General features: G+C 43.0%; 19 protein-coding genes and 2 tRNA genes. 10 read left to right on the top strand and 11 right to left on the bottom strand.

What is annotated here, in order from left to right; genetic code table 11:
- Positions 1-74 precede the first annotated feature (74 nt).
- The 5 genes from HYU97_03390 to HYU97_03370 all read right to left on the bottom strand — a co-directional run bounded on the left by HYU97_03390 (position 75) and on the right by HYU97_03370 (position 5792).
- Positions 75-920, bottom strand: a complete 846-nt coding sequence (locus tag HYU97_03390; GenBank protein ID MBI2335789.1) for a 3-hydroxybutyryl-CoA dehydrogenase — start codon at positions 918-920, stop codon at positions 75-77.
- Between the two features lie 98 nt (positions 921-1018).
- Positions 1019-2200: an acetyl-CoA C-acetyltransferase gene (locus HYU97_03385; GenBank protein MBI2335788.1), complete on the bottom strand. Its 1182-nt coding sequence runs from the start codon at positions 2198-2200 to the stop codon at positions 1019-1021.
- Positions 2201-2511: 311 nt separating this feature from the next.
- On the bottom strand, positions 2512-3489 hold the full coding sequence (locus HYU97_03380) for a DnaJ domain-containing protein (GenBank protein ID MBI2335787.1): 978 nt from the start codon (positions 3487-3489) through the stop codon (positions 2512-2514).
- A gap of 214 nt (positions 3490-3703) precedes the next feature.
- Positions 3704-4270: an elongation factor P gene (efp, locus tag HYU97_03375; protein MBI2335786.1), complete on the bottom strand. Its 567-nt coding sequence runs from the start codon at positions 4268-4270 to the stop codon at positions 3704-3706.
- A gap of 85 nt (positions 4271-4355) precedes the next feature.
- Positions 4356-5792 carry a hypothetical protein gene (locus tag HYU97_03370; GenBank protein ID MBI2335785.1) on the bottom strand — a complete coding sequence of 479 codons (1437 nt, stop codon included), beginning with the start codon at positions 5790-5792 and terminating at the stop codon, positions 4356-4358.
- A gap of 548 nt (positions 5793-6340) precedes the next feature.
- On the opposite strand from HYU97_03370, the gene HYU97_03365 reads away from it, so the two are divergent.
- On the top strand, positions 6341-8443 hold the full coding sequence (locus tag HYU97_03365) for a diguanylate cyclase (GenBank protein ID MBI2335784.1): 2103 nt from the start codon (positions 6341-6343) through the stop codon (positions 8441-8443).
- Positions 8421-8852, top strand: a complete 432-nt coding sequence (locus HYU97_03360; GenBank protein ID MBI2335783.1) for a hypothetical protein — start codon at positions 8421-8423, stop codon at positions 8850-8852. Before HYU97_03365 ends, HYU97_03360 begins: the two co-directional genes overlap by 23 nt.
- A 290-nt stretch (positions 8853-9142) precedes the next feature.
- Here the strand turns inward: HYU97_03360 and HYU97_03355 are convergent, their stop codons facing one another.
- The 6 genes from HYU97_03355 to HYU97_03330 all read right to left on the bottom strand — a co-directional run bounded on the left by HYU97_03355 (position 9143) and on the right by HYU97_03330 (position 16026).
- Positions 9143-9868, bottom strand: coding sequence for a KilA-N domain-containing protein (locus HYU97_03355; protein ID MBI2335782.1), 726 nt, complete (start codon positions 9866-9868; stop codon positions 9143-9145).
- A gap of 143 nt (positions 9869-10011) precedes the next feature.
- Entirely contained in the window at positions 10012-10212 is a 201-nt protein-coding gene (locus tag HYU97_03350) for a hypothetical protein (GenBank protein ID MBI2335781.1), read from the bottom strand.
- A 51-nt stretch (positions 10213-10263) separates the two neighbouring features.
- Positions 10264-10668 (bottom strand): hypothetical protein, encoded by a 405-nt coding sequence (locus tag HYU97_03345; protein ID MBI2335780.1) that lies wholly within the window; start codon positions 10666-10668, stop codon positions 10264-10266.
- 85 nt (positions 10669-10753) lie between these two features.
- Positions 10754-11770, bottom strand: a complete 1017-nt coding sequence (locus HYU97_03340; GenBank protein MBI2335779.1) for a methyltransferase domain-containing protein — start codon at positions 11768-11770, stop codon at positions 10754-10756.
- 266 nt (positions 11771-12036) lie between these two features.
- Complete coding sequence (locus HYU97_03335) at positions 12037-13875, bottom strand: thrombospondin type 3 repeat-containing protein (protein ID MBI2335778.1); 1839 nt, start codon at positions 13873-13875, stop codon at positions 12037-12039.
- A gap of 303 nt (positions 13876-14178) precedes the next feature.
- Positions 14179-16026: a thrombospondin type 3 repeat-containing protein gene (locus HYU97_03330; protein MBI2335777.1), complete on the bottom strand. Its 1848-nt coding sequence runs from the start codon at positions 16024-16026 to the stop codon at positions 14179-14181.
- Positions 16027-16408: 382 nt separating this feature from the next.
- On the opposite strand from HYU97_03330, the gene HYU97_03325 reads away from it, so the two are divergent.
- The 8 genes from HYU97_03325 (at position 16409) to HYU97_03290 (ending at position 20205) form a co-directional block, all read left to right on the top strand.
- A tRNA-Lys gene (locus HYU97_03325) sits at positions 16409-16481 on the top strand.
- Between the two features lie 9 nt (positions 16482-16490).
- Positions 16491-16563, top strand: a tRNA-Glu gene (locus HYU97_03320).
- 45 nt (positions 16564-16608) lie between these two features.
- Positions 16609-16803: a cold-shock protein gene (locus tag HYU97_03315; protein MBI2335776.1), complete on the top strand. Its 195-nt coding sequence runs from the start codon at positions 16609-16611 to the stop codon at positions 16801-16803.
- Positions 16804-17006: 203 nt separating this feature from the next.
- A complete protein-coding gene (locus HYU97_03310) occupies positions 17007-17618 on the top strand; it encodes a hypothetical protein (protein ID MBI2335775.1) in 612 nt (203 codons plus the stop codon).
- Positions 17619-17656: 38 nt separating this feature from the next.
- Positions 17657-18556 (top strand): hypothetical protein, encoded by a 900-nt coding sequence (locus HYU97_03305; GenBank protein ID MBI2335774.1) that lies wholly within the window; start codon positions 17657-17659, stop codon positions 18554-18556.
- Between the two features lie 267 nt (positions 18557-18823).
- Entirely contained in the window at positions 18824-19096 is a 273-nt protein-coding gene (locus HYU97_03300; GenBank protein ID MBI2335773.1) for a type II toxin-antitoxin system mRNA interferase toxin, RelE/StbE family, read from the top strand.
- Positions 19097-19110: 14 nt separating this feature from the next.
- A complete protein-coding gene (locus HYU97_03295; protein ID MBI2335772.1) occupies positions 19111-19383 on the top strand; it encodes a helix-turn-helix transcriptional regulator in 273 nt (90 codons plus the stop codon).
- A 57-nt stretch (positions 19384-19440) separates the two neighbouring features.
- On the top strand, positions 19441-20205 hold the full coding sequence (locus HYU97_03290; GenBank protein ID MBI2335771.1) for a DUF2971 domain-containing protein: 765 nt from the start codon (positions 19441-19443) through the stop codon (positions 20203-20205).
- Positions 20206-20523 lie beyond the last annotated feature (318 nt).

Genomic DNA, 20523 nt, shown 5'->3' with positions numbered 1-20523 from the left:
ACCCCTTCAGGGGTGAAGCAATCTTCTATGTTTAACCGGTGAGATTGCTTCGCAGACGCTCGCAATGACACTATTTACGAATAATTATAAAATCCCCTTCCGCTTTTGCGACCCAACCAACCGGCTTCGACATATTTTTTCAAAAGCAGACAGGGGCGATATTTAGGGTCACCAAATTCTTGATAAAAAACTTCTAACACCGCCAAGGTGGTGTCAAGGCCCACAAAATCAGCTAATTCGAGTGGCCCCATGGGGTGGTTTAACCCCAGCTTAATGGCGTTATCAATATCTTGGGGCGTACCCACACCTTCGGCTAATGTATAGATGGCCTCATTAAGAAAAGGAATCAAACAACGATTTACAATAAACCCGGGCGAGTCTTGCACGGTTACCATTTTTTTACCGAGCTTTTCACCGACGGCTACGGCCGTTTGATAAGTTTCGTCACTGGTTTGACGGGCGCGAATAATCTCAAGCAGCTTCATCACAGGAACCGGATTAAAAAAATGCATCCCAACAACTTTTTCAGGACGATCAGTCACGCTGGCTAAATTGGTAATGGAAATGCTGGAAGTGTTAGAAGCTATCACCACCTCCGGGCGGCAAATTTTTGAAAGTTTGCGAAATAATTCGACCTTGTTATGAACATTTTCGGTAATCGCATCGATGACTAAATCGCATTCACCCATTTGAGTTAAATCAACCGTGCCACGAATATTGGCCAAGGTTGCATCTTTGATTTTTGCCTCGATCTTACCCTTTTCAACTAACTTAGCTAGACCTCCTGAAATCTTGCTAATGGCTTTGTCGGCTCGCCCTTGGTCGAGTTCAACCCCAACGACAGCAAAACCGCTCTGGGCAACCACTTGCACAATACCACTGCCCATAATTCCCATTCCTACTACACCAATTTTTTTAATCGTCATATTAACTCCATTCACACCGTCATTGCTCGACTTGATCGGGCAATCCAGGTCGACTGGATCCCCCGGTCAAGCCGTGGGATGACATAACCATACTAATTTAACTCTACAATTAAAGCGACGCCCTCTCCTCCTCCAATGCACAAACTTGCCAACCCGCGTTTAGCCTTACGACGTTGCATTTCATAGAGCAACGTCACCAAAATGCGCGCCCCGCTGGCACCAATCGGATGCCCTAAGGCCACCGCGCCACCATTTACATTCACTTTGTCGTTGGGAATTTTAATTTTTTGATTATTGAACAACGACACCACCGCAAAGGCTTCGTTGACTTCCCAAAGATCAATTTGTTCTGACGTCAAGCTCGCTTTGGCCAAGGCCTTTTCCATAGCTACTGCCGGGGCTATCGTAAACCATTCTGGTTCAATCGAGGCCTGTTCATGGGCAAGAATAGTAGCCAGTGGTTTTAAACCTAAGCCCAAGGCTTTAGCTTCACTCATCACCAGCAATGCCGCCGCGCCATCATTAATACTACTGGCATTGCCTGCAGTGACCGTACCATCTTTTTTAAAGGCGGGCCTTACTTGAGGTAATTTTTCAGTGTTGCCACGTTTAGGTTCTTCATCTTCGGAAACCAAGATAGGGTCGCCCTTTTTCTGGGGAACTGGGACAGCAACAATTTCATCTTTAAATCGACCATTCTTGGTGGCCTCTAAGGCTCGCAAATAACTTTGCACTGCGAATTGATCTTGGTCTGCTTTGGTAATCCCATATTTCTCGGCACAAAGTTCAGCGGCACTTCCCATGTGAAAATTATTATAAACATCCCAAAGGCCATCTTTTACCATCGTATCGATAATTTCGCCATTACCCATGCGATAACCTTCGCGGGCCTTAAGCAAAGCGTAGGGTGCCTGGCTCATGCTTTCCATCCCACCGGCTACAATCACTTCACGATCGCCACTTCGGATCATTTGATCAGCCAACATCACGGCCTTTAACCCCGACCCACAAACTTTACCAATCGTTAAGGCGCCAGTTTCTTTTGGTAAGCCTGCAGCTAATATAGCTTGGCGGGCAGGCGATTGCCCAACTGCCGCGGTTAACACATTCCCCATAATCACTTCTTGCACTAAACTTCCTTCAATGCCCGCTCGCTTAAGACATTCTTTAATAGCAATCCCACCCAGTTGTGGGGCTGAAAAAGAAGCAAGGCTTCCCAAAAAACTCCCAATGGGAGTACGCGCTGCGCTAACAATAACAGATCGACCTGACATAAATCACTCCTTGATTGATAATAACGTGCCGTTTAAACCAAGTATAAGAGGGGCTGTCAACGGATTAAATTACAGAAATTTATAAAAAACGTGGGCAGAGATATCCTTGTTTGAAAACATTACCAGGAGAGAGCCCGCACGAAGGCAATATAAATGCTGTCATTGCGAGCCCAACGGGCGTGGCAATCCCATCGCTTAAACAGAAGAGATTGCTTCACCCCGCTGGGTTCGCAATGACAGACGATCACCGTAGGGCGAACGGTGCGCGTTTGAAAACAAGGATATCTCCACCCACGTTTTTTATAAATTTCTTATTGATAAAACTTCTCGCGTGGATGGTAGGGGTGTAACTTTTCTAATTCTTCTAACAAGGTTTTGCCTTTTTCACCTACAGCTTTGGGCAAATGAATTTGCAACACCACATATTGATCGCCGGTCTGTTTTAATTTGGGGTTATAAACCCCCTTGCCTTTTAAACGCAATTGCTGCCCACTTTGCACCCCGGGTGGAACTTTAACTTTAACTTTTCCATCCAGCGAAGGAATTTCAATCGTTGCACCTGCGATCGCTTCTTGTAAAGTAATAGGGGCATCAATGAATAAATCATCGCCTCTTCGCTTAAAATAAGGATGACTCCCCACCTCGATTTCAATGTAGAGATCCCCCGGCGAGCCCCCATGCAGCCCAGGTTGGCCTTTACCTGCCACCCTCACCTTGGAACTTGTATCAACCCCTGGCGGAATTTTGACATTGAGTTTTTCGGTACGGCCTAAATGAGGTAAAGCGACTTTGATGGTCGTGCCGCGTAACGCATCCATAAAATCAATATTAAGCTTATGGTGTAAATCAGCGCCCGTTTGTCGTTGAGAGGATCGCCGCCCTGCTGAACCAGGCCCACGCATGTTGCCGAAGATTTCGCCAAAAATATCCCCCAAGTCTTCACCATTAGCCCCTCCCTGTCCCGTATAAGTTGAATATTCAAAAGGGCCCCAATCTGCCTGCCCTCTTTTTCGGCCACCTGCCCCACCCCAATTCTGATTAAAATCAAAACCACCACCGCCGGCAAAGGGATTGCTGCGCATCAAATCATATTCTTTGCGTTTTTTTTCATCGCCTAACACATCATAGGCCGCTGATATTTCTTTAAACTTTTCTTCTTTTTCTTTATCGCCCTTGGTTAGATCGGGATGGTATTTTTTAACCAACTCACGGTAGGCCTTTTTAAGCTCGGGCTGGCTTGCCTGTGGCGACACACCTAATATTTTATAGAAGTCTTTATTATTCTGCATGATCGAATAGAAACCCCTTAAGGACTTATTGAAAAATGTCATTCCCGCGAAAGCGGGAATCCAGAACCATTTGAAATTACTGGATCCCTGCCGGAGTTTACCCCTGCGTAGGCAGGGGCAGGGATGACAGAAAGCGCGTCTTTCAACATGCCCCTTGAGAGTTACCTATTCTATAGATAAGAAGTTTTAGGAGATTTTGCAACCGAACTTACATTTAACTTTTAGCTCGTTCGAGATATTCCTTCGTGTCTGTATCAACCCGAATGATTTCCCCTTCTTGAATAAAAGGAGGGACTTTAACGACTAATCCTGTTTCTAAAGTGGCCGGTTTATAAGAAGCCGAGGCCGTAGCGCCCTTAATTGAAGGCTCGGTGCTGGTAACTTTTAAATCAACCGTTTTAGGAAGATTGACCCCAAAGGCCTTGCCTTCATGAAAGGTCACTTTAACCACCGAGTCTGGCAAAATCATCATCGCCACATCTTTTAAAAGTTCTTTGGAAAGATGGATCTGCTCATAATTTTGGGTATCCATAAAAACCCATTGATCGCCTTCTGCATATAAATATTGCATAGGCCGTTCGTCTAAACGCACTTCTTCTAAAGAATCACTGGGAGAAAAACGTACTTCGTATTGATTGCCCACTTTTAAATTGCGAAGCGTGGCTTGCATAAAAGCACGTAAATTGCCGGGAGTGCGATGCTGGCATTTCATCACTTGGCACAACTGGCCTTCCCACACGATGATCATTCCGGGGCGTAATTGGGTTGCGTTCATGGGCATAACAAAACTCCTATCTATTAAAGGGGCTCTTCCCTAGCATGAATGTCAAGATACAATCAAGCATCGACGAGGGTGGAATTTTTGCCTACCCAAAAATCTCATCCGCCAACAGTACACGAGAGAAATATTGGCTGTCTTTTAGATCCTCGGTGATCCCTTCGGTTGTGATTAAAACCCTCTCAATCGTTTTTTTGGGTTCTTCCAAAAGTACTACTTTCTTTTCAAGTTCAGGGATGATCCATTTTCCTATAAGCCCTTGATGGTATTTGATTTCACAAAGGGTCACGACGGGATCGTGCCTTAGAAAAAGGAGATCAATTTGTACCCCCTCTTTGTTGTTATTCGCTCGGTCAAAATAAGCCCCATAATCTTTCACGAGTTGGTCAATCTGGAGATGCTGCATAATCAAAGAGGCATGTTTTAAGCAAAGTCTTTCGAAGGCAAAGCCGGCCCAGATATTATAGACTCTTGAGTTTAAATAGGAGAAGGCAGATTGTGGGTTGGTATTTTCCTGAATTTTTCTTAAATTAGGATGAATGAATTTAAAATAAAAAAGAAGGTATTCGTCGTTTAGGCGATAACGTTTTAATTTGCTTTCTGGAGGACTATTCCAGGGAATAACACTCTTGATAAAACCCGCCGATTCAAGGTTGCCTAGGTATTCAACAAAACCTCCCCCCGCCGATACTCCGAGCCTTTGGGTGAGTTCAGGGACCTTAAGGTTTTTGTATTGAGCGAGGCATTGAATAATTTTTTTGTAAATGGCCTCTTCTGCAAAAACGTCTTTAAACAAACGTGCAAACTCACCCACAAAGTAACCATCTTTACAGAAGGCAAGCCTTGCAATATTTTGAGCAATCGATTCTTTGGGGTCCATTTGACGCAGGTATTCGGGGACTCCTCCACAAAACATGTAAAGATTTAGAATTTCTCTTATCGATTTTTTCTTTCCAAAAAAATCTGAAACCTCCAGCATTGAAAGTGCTTTGAGACAAATCTCCAGGGAAATACGCCCATAGAGGGCAGAGGATTGGACGACTTTTTTGATCATGAAGGAAGCGATGGATCCACAGAGCACAAGAGTAAAATCGGGTTTATCCTGCCAAAGATTATCCCAGGCCCATTTGAGGGCTGCGATGAGTTCCGATTGACGCCCGGCTATGTAAGGGAGTTCGTCGAAAAAGAGGGTCATGCGATGTTTGTGGGGGGACTTGAGGATTGCGTTGTTGAGAATCTTGAAAAACTCCACCCAATTTTTGCAATCGACTAATGCATAAAGTTTGTCCTGTCTGAGGGTGGAGAGTTGGCTGAGCTGGGCCTTGATCTGTGCGGGTTTGGTTAATCCTTCAACACCATCAAATTTCCACAGATGTTTACCCTCATAGAATTCAGTGATGAGACGGGTCTTCCCTATTCTTCTTCGACCGTAGAGCACAATCAAACTGGAAGACGTTTTTTCATATTCACGCTGAAGCAAGCCCAGTTCATATTTTCTGCCTACGAGGTGAGAGAGGGGCGACATAAGGATCCTCCTATAATGTGATTAAAATAACATGATAGGAGGAAAAGTAAATAGGATAATCATCCTATAATTGTATTTTTTGACTATTATAGGATGATATATAGGAAAAATCGAGATCAAGCCCGTCAAAATGGTAACCTCAACTCTTCAAGGGCATATTGCCAGGGGCACACTCATACTTCCCCCACTTTTCTTTTTTGCTCTTCTCTGCAAATACAAATTGAGCGGCTGTTTTTGATTTGCCAACCCCGCGAGGGCCAAATAAGAAAAAAGAATAGTTATTTCGAGCCCTTAAAATTCTAAGGCCCACATATGCACATATGCACTTGACACCACTCACTTTTTCTTGTCACCCCTGCCCCTGCCGGAGTTCACCCCTGCCTACGCAGGGGTGAACTCCGGCAGGGATCCAGTCTTTTCAAACACTTCTGGATTCCCGCTTTCGCGGGAATGACAACGGTGGCATCAAGTGCATATACAGGGTTGTGGACCCCAGCAATTAAATCTTTGGTTGCTCTGGGTTTTGAGATATGGGAACTTGATAGGTGGTGGCTCAACCCTTAGCTCCTAAATTCTCGGTTTTCAAAACTTTATTTTTAAGCGATGGCGTGGTGCGCACGCTACAATTGCTTGGTGAATTTGGGCATGGGATTACCCTGCTGCTGCTCCCACTGGTCGCTAAATTCTTCTTAGATATCATTGTGCCTTATGGGGCGCTCAACCTTTATTTACCGCTACTCTACGCTTGCATTTTTTTATTGGTGCTCATGCTTATTTTAGGAAGTTGTTTAGATTATTTTGAAACGATGTTGGAAGAAAAGGCCGGCCTTAAATTGTCGGTTTTGCTTTTTGACAAACTACTGGTTTTATCTCGCCTGCAAAATTATCAAAAATATGTTCAATCGATTAGTGATTCTTTAGAACATGACGTACAGCTCGCCTCCACCTTACCTAATCAATTGGTTCGATCCACAGGCCATTGCTTTCAACTCGCTTTAATTTGCATTATTTTGTTTTATGTCGATCGCAATTTATCGCTCATTGTGTTTTTTGGTATCCCCATTTATCTTCTAGAAAAACCTCTCTTTACCAATCAATTAAAAAGTTTGCGCCACTATGCCGAAACTCATCTCGATGTGCTGGGCTCTAATTCCGAACATCAATCCCTTGATCAACTTAAACAAAGTTTGTCGAATCGGCTCATGCTTTCGATTCGTTTGCGGTTCTTAAGTGGCATCAAAGCCATTGGTGAATCGATTATTGTTAAAGTCTGGGTGGGGTTGGTTAGCTTTTTTTTGGGTTACAAATTGGTATTGGGGGATACTTCTTTGGGACAGGCTAGTTTCTTTTTTCTTAATTTCGTTTTGATTCAATCACCTTTAAATCATTTACGCTTTTCATTTCGTCAAATTCGAGGCCTGCATCGCAGTGTTGATTCTATCCGTAAGATTCTCAATTTAACAACCGCTACAGACAACTTAAGCGAGGCCGCTAATAATGCAGTTATGATTTTCCCCCACCATGAAAACACAAACTCAAGCAAGCCGGCCATCCTCCCCAAAGCCCATTTGGCCATCGTTGATGAAAACAAAGAATTATCGTGGGAGTGGATTCAAACCTTGATTCATCAACTCCCTTTAGAAGAAAATCTGGTTTTCATTCATGGTACTCAAGCGCACAAACTATCTATTCGATCGCTACGTTCTCATTTCGGAATTTTATTAGACGAAATGAAAGTGTTCAATGCAACATTGCTGAAAAATCTAACGACTCCTAAAATAACTCCAACCTCCACCGAAGCAAGCCTTGCCCTTGCCAAGGTTGGGCTAGAAAAATGGTTAGAAAACTTACCTCAAGGTTTATCTACTCCACTGGGTGATACCGGAATCAAGCTAGACCTATCAACTGAATTCAGGTTGAACTTGGCCAAAATTTTACTACAGAACCCAAGCATCGTAATTATTAAACATGATGTTTCATTAGAAGAAACCGATTATAAAAATATGAAGGGCTTACTCAAAGAAATAGCCCAAGACCGTATGACAATTTATTTAAACCCAGAGATCGAAGTATTACGCACTTGTGATACTGTTTTGTATTTCAGTGCCGGAAGGCTAAGCGAGTTTGGGAAGTTTGATGAATTGGTAGATCGACAAGGCGCATTCTTTCATTATTACCAAGAGAAGTTTGGCAATGTTCGACATTTTATGGAACAACTCGAGCGCGAGGTCACCCGCTGCAATCGGTATCAGCGCGACTTGTGCTTTGGCCTCTTCACTGTTGTGGGGTTTGATTTTTTACAAGATCAATACCAACAATCTGCCCTTGAACTTTGTCAAAATATTCTAAATTTATTAATCAAAAATGTGAGGGTTTGTGATGAAGTGGTTTGTTTAAAACCAGGCGAATTTGCGCTTTTGATGCCCGAAACAAATTTAGAAGGTGGCACGATTGTTATTGAACGGGTTAAGAAAATAATTCAATCAACCCCTTTTCATTTAGAAGATCACTCCCTCTACCTCACCCTGACCAGCTCACACACCCATTTACTAGACCTAACGGAGAAATCGGTTGAGGCGCTCTTACAAGCAGTTCGAGCAAAACTTTCTTCTCAACCCATTAATGTTTATGAAGTTGAAAATCGGCAATAAAACGCTGTTAGCCTCACTACTGGCACTCACTTGCTTAATCAGCTTGGTTGTCTTTATCGTGTTATTGTACCGCTCAACGGTACAACCAACTTTATATCTACAAGGCAAAGTCTTGCGCCAAAAAGACCCGACCCATTGGATCTTTGTGAGTATTGTGCCTCTTAATAAAATTCGTTACTTAAAGAAAAATCAGACCGGCCAAGTTTATTTTGAGCAAGCAGGCGAAAAGCATCCCATCCCCGTTACCATCACTAAAATTTCACGCGAATTCACTTTAGAAGATCTTGAACCTTTATTGTATTTAGAAAATATAAGCCCCCTCACCACCGAACAAGTCAAAGACCTCTCTGGCAAAGAACTCGACATTCAAATTCTTTTGCCTAAAGTTAAGTTGCGAGAATTGCTGTAGTCTTTTTAGTTTATTCAATACTATATTATTTTTTTGTTATTTTTGATGACTCATTTTTCACAGACATGAAATTTTGTTCTACCTTCTTAAGGGTGGGATGTCCAAGCAAAGATCTCATTTGGATAATGGCAATTTCATTAAGACGTTCGAGTCTTTCTGACTGTATAAGTCCTTGCCCTTTTGGCCTGCGACTGCGTCAGATTTCACGAAAAGTCCTCGACGTACCTATGGGTACGCCTCCGGGCTTTTCGCTCATCTTCCTTGTCTCGGCTCAAAATCCTCGCAATCTGTTAGACACACCACGGACTTGTTAGTAAGGTTTCGAGATTAGAGAGAACAACGAGTTGCTCCACGGTTGAATAATCACGAATATTTCCTGCTTTCCCTTTATTCTGATTGCGCCAGTCTTTTGCGGTCATGCCAAATAAAGCAACATTCAAAACATCAGCCTCATTGGCATAAATAATTTGTTCGGAAGCTTTAGAAATCTTCGGAGGGACCAGATGATTTTTAATGGCATCGGTATGAACCCTATAATTCACCTTCGCAAGAGTACGTTTGAAGTCCCAGCCTAAAGCAAGCCTTTCATTTTCTTCAAACTTTAACCGCTGGAATTCTTTAATGAGATACAGTTTAAATTCTGCGCTAATCCAAGAAGCAAATTCAAAGGCAATATCTCTATGGGCATAAGTTCCCCCACCATAACGACCAGATTTTGAAACGATTCCAATAGCATGGGTAGCTTCAATCCATTTTTGAGGAGAAAGTACAAAGGCATTACTTCCCGCCTCATTTTTAAAGGCGTCGAATTCGACCCCTTTGAAATCAGGATTGTTGATTTGTTCCCAAATACCCAAAAACTCGATGGTACTTTTGGATCGCATCCAGTTTTTAATAATATCCTTAGGCTCATCCCTATTTTTAGAGCGCGCGATGTCTGTAAGCGATATATAATCGGCTTTATCCCCTAAAATGATACTGATTTGCTGGTTTTGAACTATAAGTGTTTTGTTCATTTAATCGCAACAACCTATTGTAAGCTTCGATTTTTCATCTTCTAATGCTTTTTACAGCCCTTCTAGCGTATTTGGATTGCCTGTCTCGGGATCGATAAGCCGTCCTAAACCCAACCAATAAAGAAATCTGGTGTCCCGTATATTCATCTGTCGAACTCGTTCCATTCCCACTGAAGACCAAAAATCTCCAAAGATACGGCTAGCACAACAGGCTTTATGTCAGCATCATCGGAGCCACCATGCTCGTCAAAATGACCAACTTGCTCTGCATATTGTTTCATGATTTCAAAAGCAAGATCAGTAGTCGGCACAATAACCAGTATGTTTTCGAAATCTAATTTCAACTCATCTGTTTGAATTCTCCATTCACGCTCCCATGTAAAATCATGATTTTTTTAAGGATCATATTTGCAATGTCTCCACTGCAAATCGGATGGCAGTTTCTCATACTCTGCATTGGTTTGATAAATAACAGGACGACCATCCTGTTTAAAAAGCCATTCTTTTTTTACCGCAATGCCATAGGGTTCATATCGTAAAAGTTCTGCATTCGGTTTATCTCGATTGCGCAATACAAATTTAAACAATGAAACGAATTCAGAAACAGGTGTTTCAGTAAAACAAACACATTTATGAGATTCTCCACAAGATCCTCTTATATAATTGTTTGAACCTTTGAGTATCTTCTGTTCCAAAATTTCCATTAGAATATCACTGGCAGGCTTTTGTTGAGTGCGTCTTGTCCAATGAAATAAATAGTGACTCAAATCTCGTCTAACGGATTGAATTTCTCTTTTCATAATCACAGCTTTATCTAAAATCTTACGATAAGGTTATTTTTCCTTTGGCCTGCTAAGTGCTCTTGCGTTTAGGCCATTTCATGAATCACTTAGTCGCAACCACCCCTTGGGTTGGGTGGAGCAAATTAAGGCTGGTCGTTTTTTTGAACCCCACCATGCCCAACCAACGTTTGAAATCTTTGATCGAAAAAACATCGCCCTGTTCGGTGGAAAGCAGCATGTTCATGGCAAAAAGTAAGTTCACTTCGGGTGCGGTGCGAAGGTCGTTAACCAAAAATTCTGCCACAATAATTTTGCCGCCCACTTTTAATGCGTCATAGGCCTTCTTTAACAAACGACGGGTTTCTGCCTCGCCTACCCCATGACAAATGTGGCCTAAGATGATTAAGTCGAAGGCCTCTACCCCAAAATTAAATTCTTTGAGATCGCCGCCTAAAAATTGAAACTGTTTACCTAAACGAAATTTTTGCACCTGTTCTTGGGCCACTTGCAAAACCCCCGGCAAATCCATGGCCACAATTTGGCACCCAGTATCGGCCAAGGCACAGGCAATGCTCCAGGGAGCGGCCCCACAGGCCACATCGAGAATTCTTGGTGCTTTAATGGTTTTTCCTAGCCCTAACTTTTTAGCTAAATGAACAGCCGATAAATAATTCACACTAAAGAGGGCCTTGGCCAATTCTTGAAAAAAGAGGGTTTGCGCCTCAGGGGTAATGGCTGCGGTAACAGGTTTCCCACTTTTTAGGCAATCGCTTAAACCGTCCCACTTATCTTGAAATTGACTCACCCCCAACAGGTAAGCACCAATATATCTTGATTCTCCACGAACTAAAAAGGTCGCTGCTTCGTGGCCTAGTTTATATTGAGATTTTAATTTTTGCAGCAGGCCCATGCCCACCAGGGCATCTAACAAAAACCGCGCCGAACGCAGTGGCAAATTTAATTGTTTGGTTAATTTATCAAGGGTGGTTTGATTGTGATGAATCAGAGAAAAAAGATCTAACTGCAAAGCAACGTTCAAAATCTTTGCCCGTGCCGGGCCGTAAAGAACAGATTGAAGGATTTGCGGTTGAATGTCTTGGCTTTTAGTTGGGGCACTCATTGTATGGCATAAGTCCTCTGTATAGGCTACAGATTGCGAGGATTATGTGGCGAGAGAAGGAAGATGAGCAAAAAGCCCGCAGGCGTACCCTAAGGTACGTCGAGGACTTTTTGCGAAATCTGACGCGCTCGCAGCCCATAAGCCGAAGCAAGCTGTAGCCTATACAGATGACTTGTTAGTAAGACCAACATGCACCAACCCCCGATGATTTTATTAACCATCGGGGGCTGCATGCTTGTTTAGGAGAGGGGAAATTTTTCAATTCATCAGGGCACAAACTCATCGGCACCTATATCAAAGCTACCGGAGGCCCGAGTATTACCGTCGATATCGTTGGTAATCCCAGTTACATTCATACCATCATCAACCCCTGGGCTTGAAGCGTTGGCCAAATGATAATTGGTTGCGCTAACGAATTGGGGAAGATCAACGAGGTTATCGCTCGCCATGGGCAAGGCATTAAGATCCGCCAGAGTTGTGACCGTCAGTGCTGGCATGGCAGCATAATACAACACAACAAAATCGGAACGAATCAGGTTATTACGCAGATCGGTGATCGTGGTATTAGCATCGCCACGATGAATCCCCACTGTCACTGGAGTCAAGGCTGCTTGGGCTGAAGTGATGATATTATTGATAATCGCCACTTCGCTGGCATCACCGCCGGCGGGGTCCGACACCTGAATAGCACGAGTTATCGCCGTACTATTCGCCACCAGAGTGTTATTGATGATATCCAGCAATAGATCTTGGGCATATACTCCATAACTCGCTAGGCTCGCCAAACCGCTCACCAAGAAATTATTTGCAATAAGGGTTTCAGTACTGTTGCTACCGGCATTGAGCAACACGGATACTGTGACAAGCGAAGGATTAACGCTATCACCCGTAAAGGTATTGCGAACCACGCGGGCAGAATTAAAATATTGATCTGGGCTTAGAACCCCACCGCTAAACTGCACACCTAAGGCTAATCCTACAGAATAAACACTGGCACTGGCGATTTGCACGCGGTTGGCTTCCATATCTAAAGAGATTTGGGTCGTAGGGTCACCACCATAAAGCATCACGCCAACACTAGCCACAGTACCTGAACCCACGGTAATGGTATTATCTTCGAGGGTTAGTTCGTAACTAGTACCTGGTATAGCCAAACCAATGATCCCAAAGGCACCTGCACCTGGCCCTGTAACATTGCCCACCTCAATGGTATTATGCAAAACTTGCGGGGCATGGCTACCAGGGGTAACCCCATACAAGACCATCCCATAAGATGAGTCGCCCGCATGACCCGCTAAACTAATTGCATTGTATTCAATCGTAGGAGAACCATTCACAATCACAAAACCACCTACACCATTGGTTGTTTCGGTGCGAAAACCACTTATGACTGAATCATGACCTGTCTCTGAAGTTGTTAGGGCAATTAAGCCTAAAAAGGCAGTTCCATTCACCAAAGAAACAAAGGTTTGAGGATTGCGTTCGCGCAGGCTGCCTGAAAGTGGGCCAAAACCACCATACATACGAACCCCGCGCATTAAAACGTTAGTAACTTGGGGATAAGTTCCACCTGCGACGTAGACATCTTTGGTGGGATCTAATACCGCTTCATCCACACCCTTTTGTAGGGTTTGGTAGGGATTTGAAATAGACCCATCGCCGGTTACGTCATTACCATCGGCTGCCACCCACAGGGCATTCGTTAAATTACCATCGATGCCATCACAGTTGGTGTCGGCAAGGTTGTTGTCAGGAAGATCGGAGGCACCGGGAAAGGCACTGGCATTTAAATCGTTACAATCACTGGACATAGCTCCAATCCCATCACCATCAGCATCATCGTCACAGGAATCACCCATGGAATCACCATCAAGATTAGCCTGATCGGCATTGGCTACTGCAGGGCAATTGTCACTAGCATCAACGACTCCGTCGGCATCGGTATCACTCGGACTACCAGGACCACCAGGACCTCCAGGCCCACCAGGACCTCCAGGCCCACCGGGGCCACTGGCTGCTCCACCGCAACCCGTCCAAGCTAAGATTGAAATAAAGGAAAAATAAAAGAATAGATTAAAGAGTTTATTTTTAAATCGGGGCTTCATGACTTATCTCCTCAAAGGCTCATGGCGTGCCCCACACCAAGATTATCGCCTCCCTTTGACTTTGGAGTTGTGAATTATGTTAAAATTTTTGTACTTATTTTATAATATATTGAATTTATTAGTTTTTTTATATTATAAAAATTCTAAACTTGTACATTTTATGATAAATAAAATACATGTTCCTAGAAAATGTGGGTACACACCGGACGCTCCCCAGATGACGGAGGAACAAAAAAAGCCCCTGGGTTTTTGACCCAGGGGCTCTTCTTCCATAAGCTAGCAATCGATTAACCGTTAGGCTTTTTAAAGCACTTCGTCTGCACCAATATCATAACTACCCGCGGTTCTAGCTTGTCCATCGATATCGTCGGTGACATCGCTTAAATCAGCACCGTCATCAACTCCAGGGCTACTGGAACTTGCCAAGTGAAGATCTAACGCACCCACATTGGCAAATTCTGGAACATCTTCAATGTTATCAATCGCAAATGCCAAGGCATTCAGATCAGTGATCGAACCAATGGTGGTTACTCCATCAAAGAAATATTTTGTAAAATCTTCGTGGAATAGGTTGTTATTGACATCTAACACCTGAATCATGGCACCACCGGCAGCATAAATCCCTATGTCGGTTGGGCCAATAGCATCTAACGAAGTCAGAATATTATTGATCACTCGCACATCGGTAATATCAGCTGGGTCTGATCCCACGGCATAAACAGGAAGCTGGACAGATGCCGCTGCACTCGTAGCAAGCGTATTGTTGTAAGCATTAAGATCTGACGACAAGGTCATCATCCCAATACTAACCGTTCCCTTACCTGCAACAACCATGTTATTTTGGGCCATGGCGGGGCTACCGGTATTTTTATTAAACCCAATGCCCGTTGCCATGGTAGTAGAAGGAGTGACACGATCACCCAAGACGGTATTACGAGCGACAGTTGCTTGAGTATAAAACGCGCTGGATAAAGCACCACCCACCGTTTTTACACCTAATAAGACGCCTATTGAATAGTTACTAGCCTTCACCTGCACCTTATTACCGGTGACCGTAAAGGAGGCTTGAGCGAGCACCGTATTGCCCCATCCCATAATTCCAACAACAATATTATTAGCAGTATCAACCGAGATATCGTTGTTTTGAATGGTAGGCTTAATATGGAACCCATCAACACCGTTAAACATGATGATACCCACGTTGACGCCCGTAGCATCGGCATTGGGACCTACGGTAATTTTATTATTGGTAATAATGGGTTCGGTATTTGCTCCCGCCGGGAAGGGGTAAACCGCAATGGCATAACGAATGGAACTCGAACCACCTGGCACCACGAATTCGTTATCTTCAATGGTTGGGCTACCCTTCACCACTGCAGCGCCGGCCGCAGATTCAATTCTAAAACCGGCCAATACTGATTCATGGCCTGTTTCAGGGTTAGTGAAAACAACCAGACCTAAAAATGCTGCACCGTTAATATTTGAAACTAAGGCATCGGGATCGCGAGGCCGAGTTGTTCCGTCATAGGCACCAAAACCACCATACACGCGAACTCCACGCATAACCAGGTTCACAACATGGGGATAAGAGCCTTGCACCACATACACATCCTTTGTAGGATCAAGCACGGCTTCGTCGATACCTTTTTGAATAGTTTTGTAAGGATTATTAATGCTACCATCACCGGTAGCATCGTTACCTTCGGTCATCGACACCCAAAGGGCAGCAGTCATCGTGCCATCTAAGCCATCGCAGTTGCTATCAACTAGCAATGAATCGGGAAAATCGCTTGCACCAGGGTTAACCGTTGCATCGAGATCATTACAATCTCCGGCAGTAGCTAAAACACCATCGCCATCGGCATCAGTATCACAGACATTACCCAAACCATCGCCATCTAAATCGGCTTGATCAGGGTTAGCAATGCTGGGGCAATTATCGGATGCATCAGCTATTGCATCTAAATCGGCATCTGGTGCACCACCACCGGGGCCAGGCGCTGCAGCGCCACCGCATCCGCTTAAGAAACTTAAAGTTAGACTGCTGAGAAGAAAAGTACTGAAAAGTATTTTTCTGAGGTTAGGGGCTTTCATGATAGACCTCCATATCTTGGTCCGTGTGCCCCTTGGTCCAATTGATAGTAGGCACATTATAAAATTATTTATTCAATGTAAAGAAAAAAATGAATAAATTATAAAATAATTTGTTTATTTAAAATAATACTATATTTATTAGATATTTACCTCCTCCGTCATAAAGAAAGAAAAATTCCATTATTGGGAAAGTGGGAAAGAATAAATGACCGTATGCAGTTTATTTTGTGATAATTGTCAAGAAATCAGGGCAATGATTAAGTCGACACAACGTAGCTTTTATGGAGACTAGCTCCGAATTCATTCATGGCATCACTCTCTAGTACACTCTTGTAGATATTCTAAGCCATTGTTTTTACGTTGTGAATTTACAAGGCTTCCATTGACATAAGGCTTTAAGCTTTGTTAAGAACTGGGGCCTTTTTTTATGTGACTAGTAGAGTCAGTAGCTCAGTCGGTAGAGCACTGCCCTTTTAAGGCAGGTGTCCTGGGTTCGAATCCCAGCTGACTCACAGAAATTTGTCCCCTTCGTCTAGAGGCCTAGGACACCACCCTTTCACGGTGGATACATGGGTTCGAATCCCGTAGGGGACGCAATGTTGTTCATGTGATGAGCAGCTTAACCATAAGGAGGTAATAGTGGAAACAGGTACAGTAAAGTTTTTTAATGAGGATAAGGGTTTTGGATTTATCACACCTGACAATGGTGGCAAAGATCTCTTTGTCCATTCTTCAGCCATAGTGAATGGCCCAATCGCCAAAGATGACAAGGTTGAATTCGAAATCGGTGAAGGGAAAAAAGGCCCTTGCGCCGAAAAAGTAAGTCGCAAGTAGCAGCTCACTAAACCAGAATACATTTGTCTCAAAGATTGAACCGCTCAGATGTCGGTCCCCTGAGTAACCAATTTCATGACGAAGGAAGCAAAACATTCATAGTGTTTATTTTTCCTTCTTATGGGAGAGAATTTTATCAATCTCAGAAAAATGATTAAAGAGACTTTGGATCTCCTCTTTAACAATGATGGTACGTTTTAAAAATGAACACTGGCCAAAACAAAATTAAAGGGCTTCTAGAAAAAGAAGCAATGTCAGAAGCTGAGTATTCATATTTATTATCACTTATTCGTAAACAACTTGAAATCATTAATGACACTTCTAGCTTTGATTACGTAAAGTTATTCTGCGATTGGGCACTTCATGCAGAAATTAGTAAATCTTCAACTGGTTCCTTTCTAGTAGCAAGTATCAATACAGCTTTGAATGCCGTTAAAGACAGTGACACAGATCAAGTTATAAAAAAGATATCCTCATCATTAATGACAAAGTTTCGTGAACAAATCAGGAACTTTTTGGTTCAAACTAAAATGTCGCCGGCCATAGTTGATGGCTATCAATCTTGGATAGACTTCCTGAGAAATATCTTGGAAATAATATCACACAGTCCAGTTATACTTAAAGCAAAGCATGAAGCGGATGTAGCCTCTAATCCATTAAAAGCAGGAATGTGGGCACAAGCAGTATCAATCGTAAAAATAAATTTTGATAAGTTAGTTAACGAAAACTCTACATCTGAAAAAGAAACTTATTGCTTGATGGTTTTTACAAGTGATTCGACTAAGATCGTGGTTCCAATAACTCCAGCAATATAAAGATTTTACTAAATTCAAATAGTCGTAGAATGGAGCAGATGATGGATACGGTACTACTTCTTGGTGCAGGAGCGAGTCATGGCTCTGACACTTTGGATGTTCCACCGTTGGGTAATGAATTGTTCGACGCTTTGTGTCGTTTCAACCCTGATGGTTGGGGCGCAATCACCGGAGAGCTTGCTCAACATTTCAGAACTGATTTCGAAAATGCCATGCAGTCTGTATCACAGCAAAGTCTCGCGCCCTTGCAAAGGGCAATGGCCGCATACTTCTTTGCATTTTATCCAAACCAATCGAACCTCTACGTGGCACTGGCTAATCGGATAGCGGCTCGCAAATGGGCAGGGGCAATTTGTACGCTCAATTATGAGCGACTCCTCGAGTTGTCTCTTATGCATGCTGATGTTCAACCCTTTATCGTATCCCCTCCGGCTGTTCGTCATGCGATCGAATTATGTTTACCACACGGTTGCTGCCATCTTTTTTGTGATTCTGCTCGTGGTCAATCAGGGGCTGTGGTGTTTAGTGGATATGATGTACGAACAGATGGCACAATGAGCGTAGTTGCAGATCCACATCGGCATGGGGCTCGAATCACTCAAGGTGCATTTCCTCCTGTCATGAGCTACTTTGAGCCTCAGAAGCGCACAACCGCAGAGCATTCGTTTATTGAAGGACAACGCAATCGATGGAGTGCGCTGGCTTCATCAGCCAAAACTATTGTGGTAATTGGTGTTCAAGTTCGGCCACATGATGACCATATTTGGAACCCGATCGCAGCAAGCCCGGCCAGAGTGGTGTACTGTAGTGGTCCCTCCGCCGCTGATGGCTATGCCGATTGGGCAAAAACACATCGAGTCACTCAAAACGATCGAGTACTGAAGGGGTATTTCAAAGAGGAGTTTGATCCGCTCTGCTGTGAGTTAGGGCTAAGATAAAAGAAAATGAGGTCGTGACATTTTGTCACAACCTGCCAATTACGAGCGTTTAGGAATATCCCATTCGAAGTAGGTATCGAGAATTACGGATTTAGAGGCAATGTTCGATAATTGCATCGCTGGGGACGCAAAAAAAGCCAGACAATTTAAAATAGTTAGGCTTTTTCATTTGTAGCTTTTCTCCAGCCATTCGTTGGACTTCTGAATTCTTTATCCTCCAAAAACATTTGTTGACTTATTTACTCTATTGAATATTTACTATATTAAATGTATACTATTTTAGAACACAAGGAAGTAGTTAAAACTCTCAAGAAAGTTCCTTTTGAGATTCAAAAGAACTACCTCGCTTGGAAACGAATTGTGGAACTGGAAGGAAACCAAGGACTCCGGTTCATCAAAGGCTTTCATGATGAAGCACTTAAGGGAGAATGGAAGGGATTTCGCTCCTCTAGACTGAACAAGCAATGGCGCGTGATTTATAAGGCCGATCACGAGCAATTAACGGTGTATGTAATGGAAGTGAACCCTCACACCTATTAAAGAAAGGGGATTTTATGAAAAAGATTAACAAAAAAGATTTTGTTTCGGCACAAGACCCTGTATCGATGACCCCAGGTGAAATGCTGGCCACCCTCCGTAATTTACAGGAATTTACGCAAAGCAAGCTAGCCGAGAAAACGGGCATGACTCAAGCTAATATTTCCAGCATGGAGTCCGGACGACAACAAATCGGAAGAGACCGCGCCCTCGTACTGGCCAAAGCTCTCAAAGTACACCCTGCGGTTATCATGTTTCCTAATTATAGAGTTGTTGATGAAGCAGCTTAGGAGTGTCTCTATGTATTAGATTACTGCTCAAATAGTACATTACGAATTAACAACCATATGTCATTTATTAGAAAATCAGATTTTTCCCCACTGCCAAAAAAACGTAACAGTAAGTTGTGGCGTTATATTGATTTTCCAAAGTTTGAATCTCTTATTCAAAAAAAGACTCTTTACTTTGCTTCTGCTAAAGAATTTACAGATACTTTTGAAGGCTCAATTACACAGCCCGATCAGCAAATTTGGAAACAAGAAATGTCTAAGCTTCAATTAGACCAGCTTCACTATATTTCGCAAAAATCAATTGCATTTGAGAAACTTCGTGGACTTACTAAGATCAATTGCTGGCATCTAAGTGAACACGAGTCTGATGCCATGTGGAAAATATACTTACAACAGGAAAAGGGAATTGCGTTACAAACGACTATCAGCCGATTTTTTTCAGCACTTAAACCATATCGATTGCAACCTGAATATGACGATGAAATTATATGGATAGGCAAAGTTCAGTATCTAGATTACAGAAAAGAACCGTTGCCATCCTCCAGCATGTTGGATCGTTTCTTTTGCAAAAAAAGAAGTTTTGCATATGAATCAGAAGTGCGTGCAGTTATCTCACTTCGCACAGCTGAGGAATTTGGTGTTAGAATTCCAGATGAGGGTATTTTCGTTCCTGTTGATTGTTCTAGATTAATTCAACGTATCTATATTGCACCAGGACTCGAGCCAAACTTTTACCAGAAGATTAAGGTATTACTCGAAAAAAACAATCTCAATAATATCCCTATTGAACAATCAGAGTTAGATGATAAGGCCGTCTACTAGTTGACCGAGGCATTAATCAGAATGACTGAAATAAGTCATGCTGATTGCTTTTAACTTCTCTCATGCCAAACCAACCCCGCTATGCAATCATTGAAATTTTATTGCATGCTTATAAAAAGCAGGGACAAAAAATACCCCTCCGAGAACGAGCAGTTGCTATTAAAAGAATGAAGAAAGTTCGTAAGCGATCAAGCAAGTCCATCTTACAAGCGGTAAGGAAATGATATAAAAGATCTGCCATAACCAGGAGGTGATGAATGGCAGACATCAATAAGCGTGAGGCGAGGGAGCGGCATTGGCAGGGGAAGATTGAGGCAC

This window comes from Deltaproteobacteria bacterium (assembly GCA_016183235.1).
In the GTDB taxonomy this organism is placed as follows: Bacteria; UBA10199; UBA10199; order DSSB01; family JACPFA01; genus JACPFA01.
This window is presented reverse-complemented; position numbering and strand designations above follow the sequence as displayed.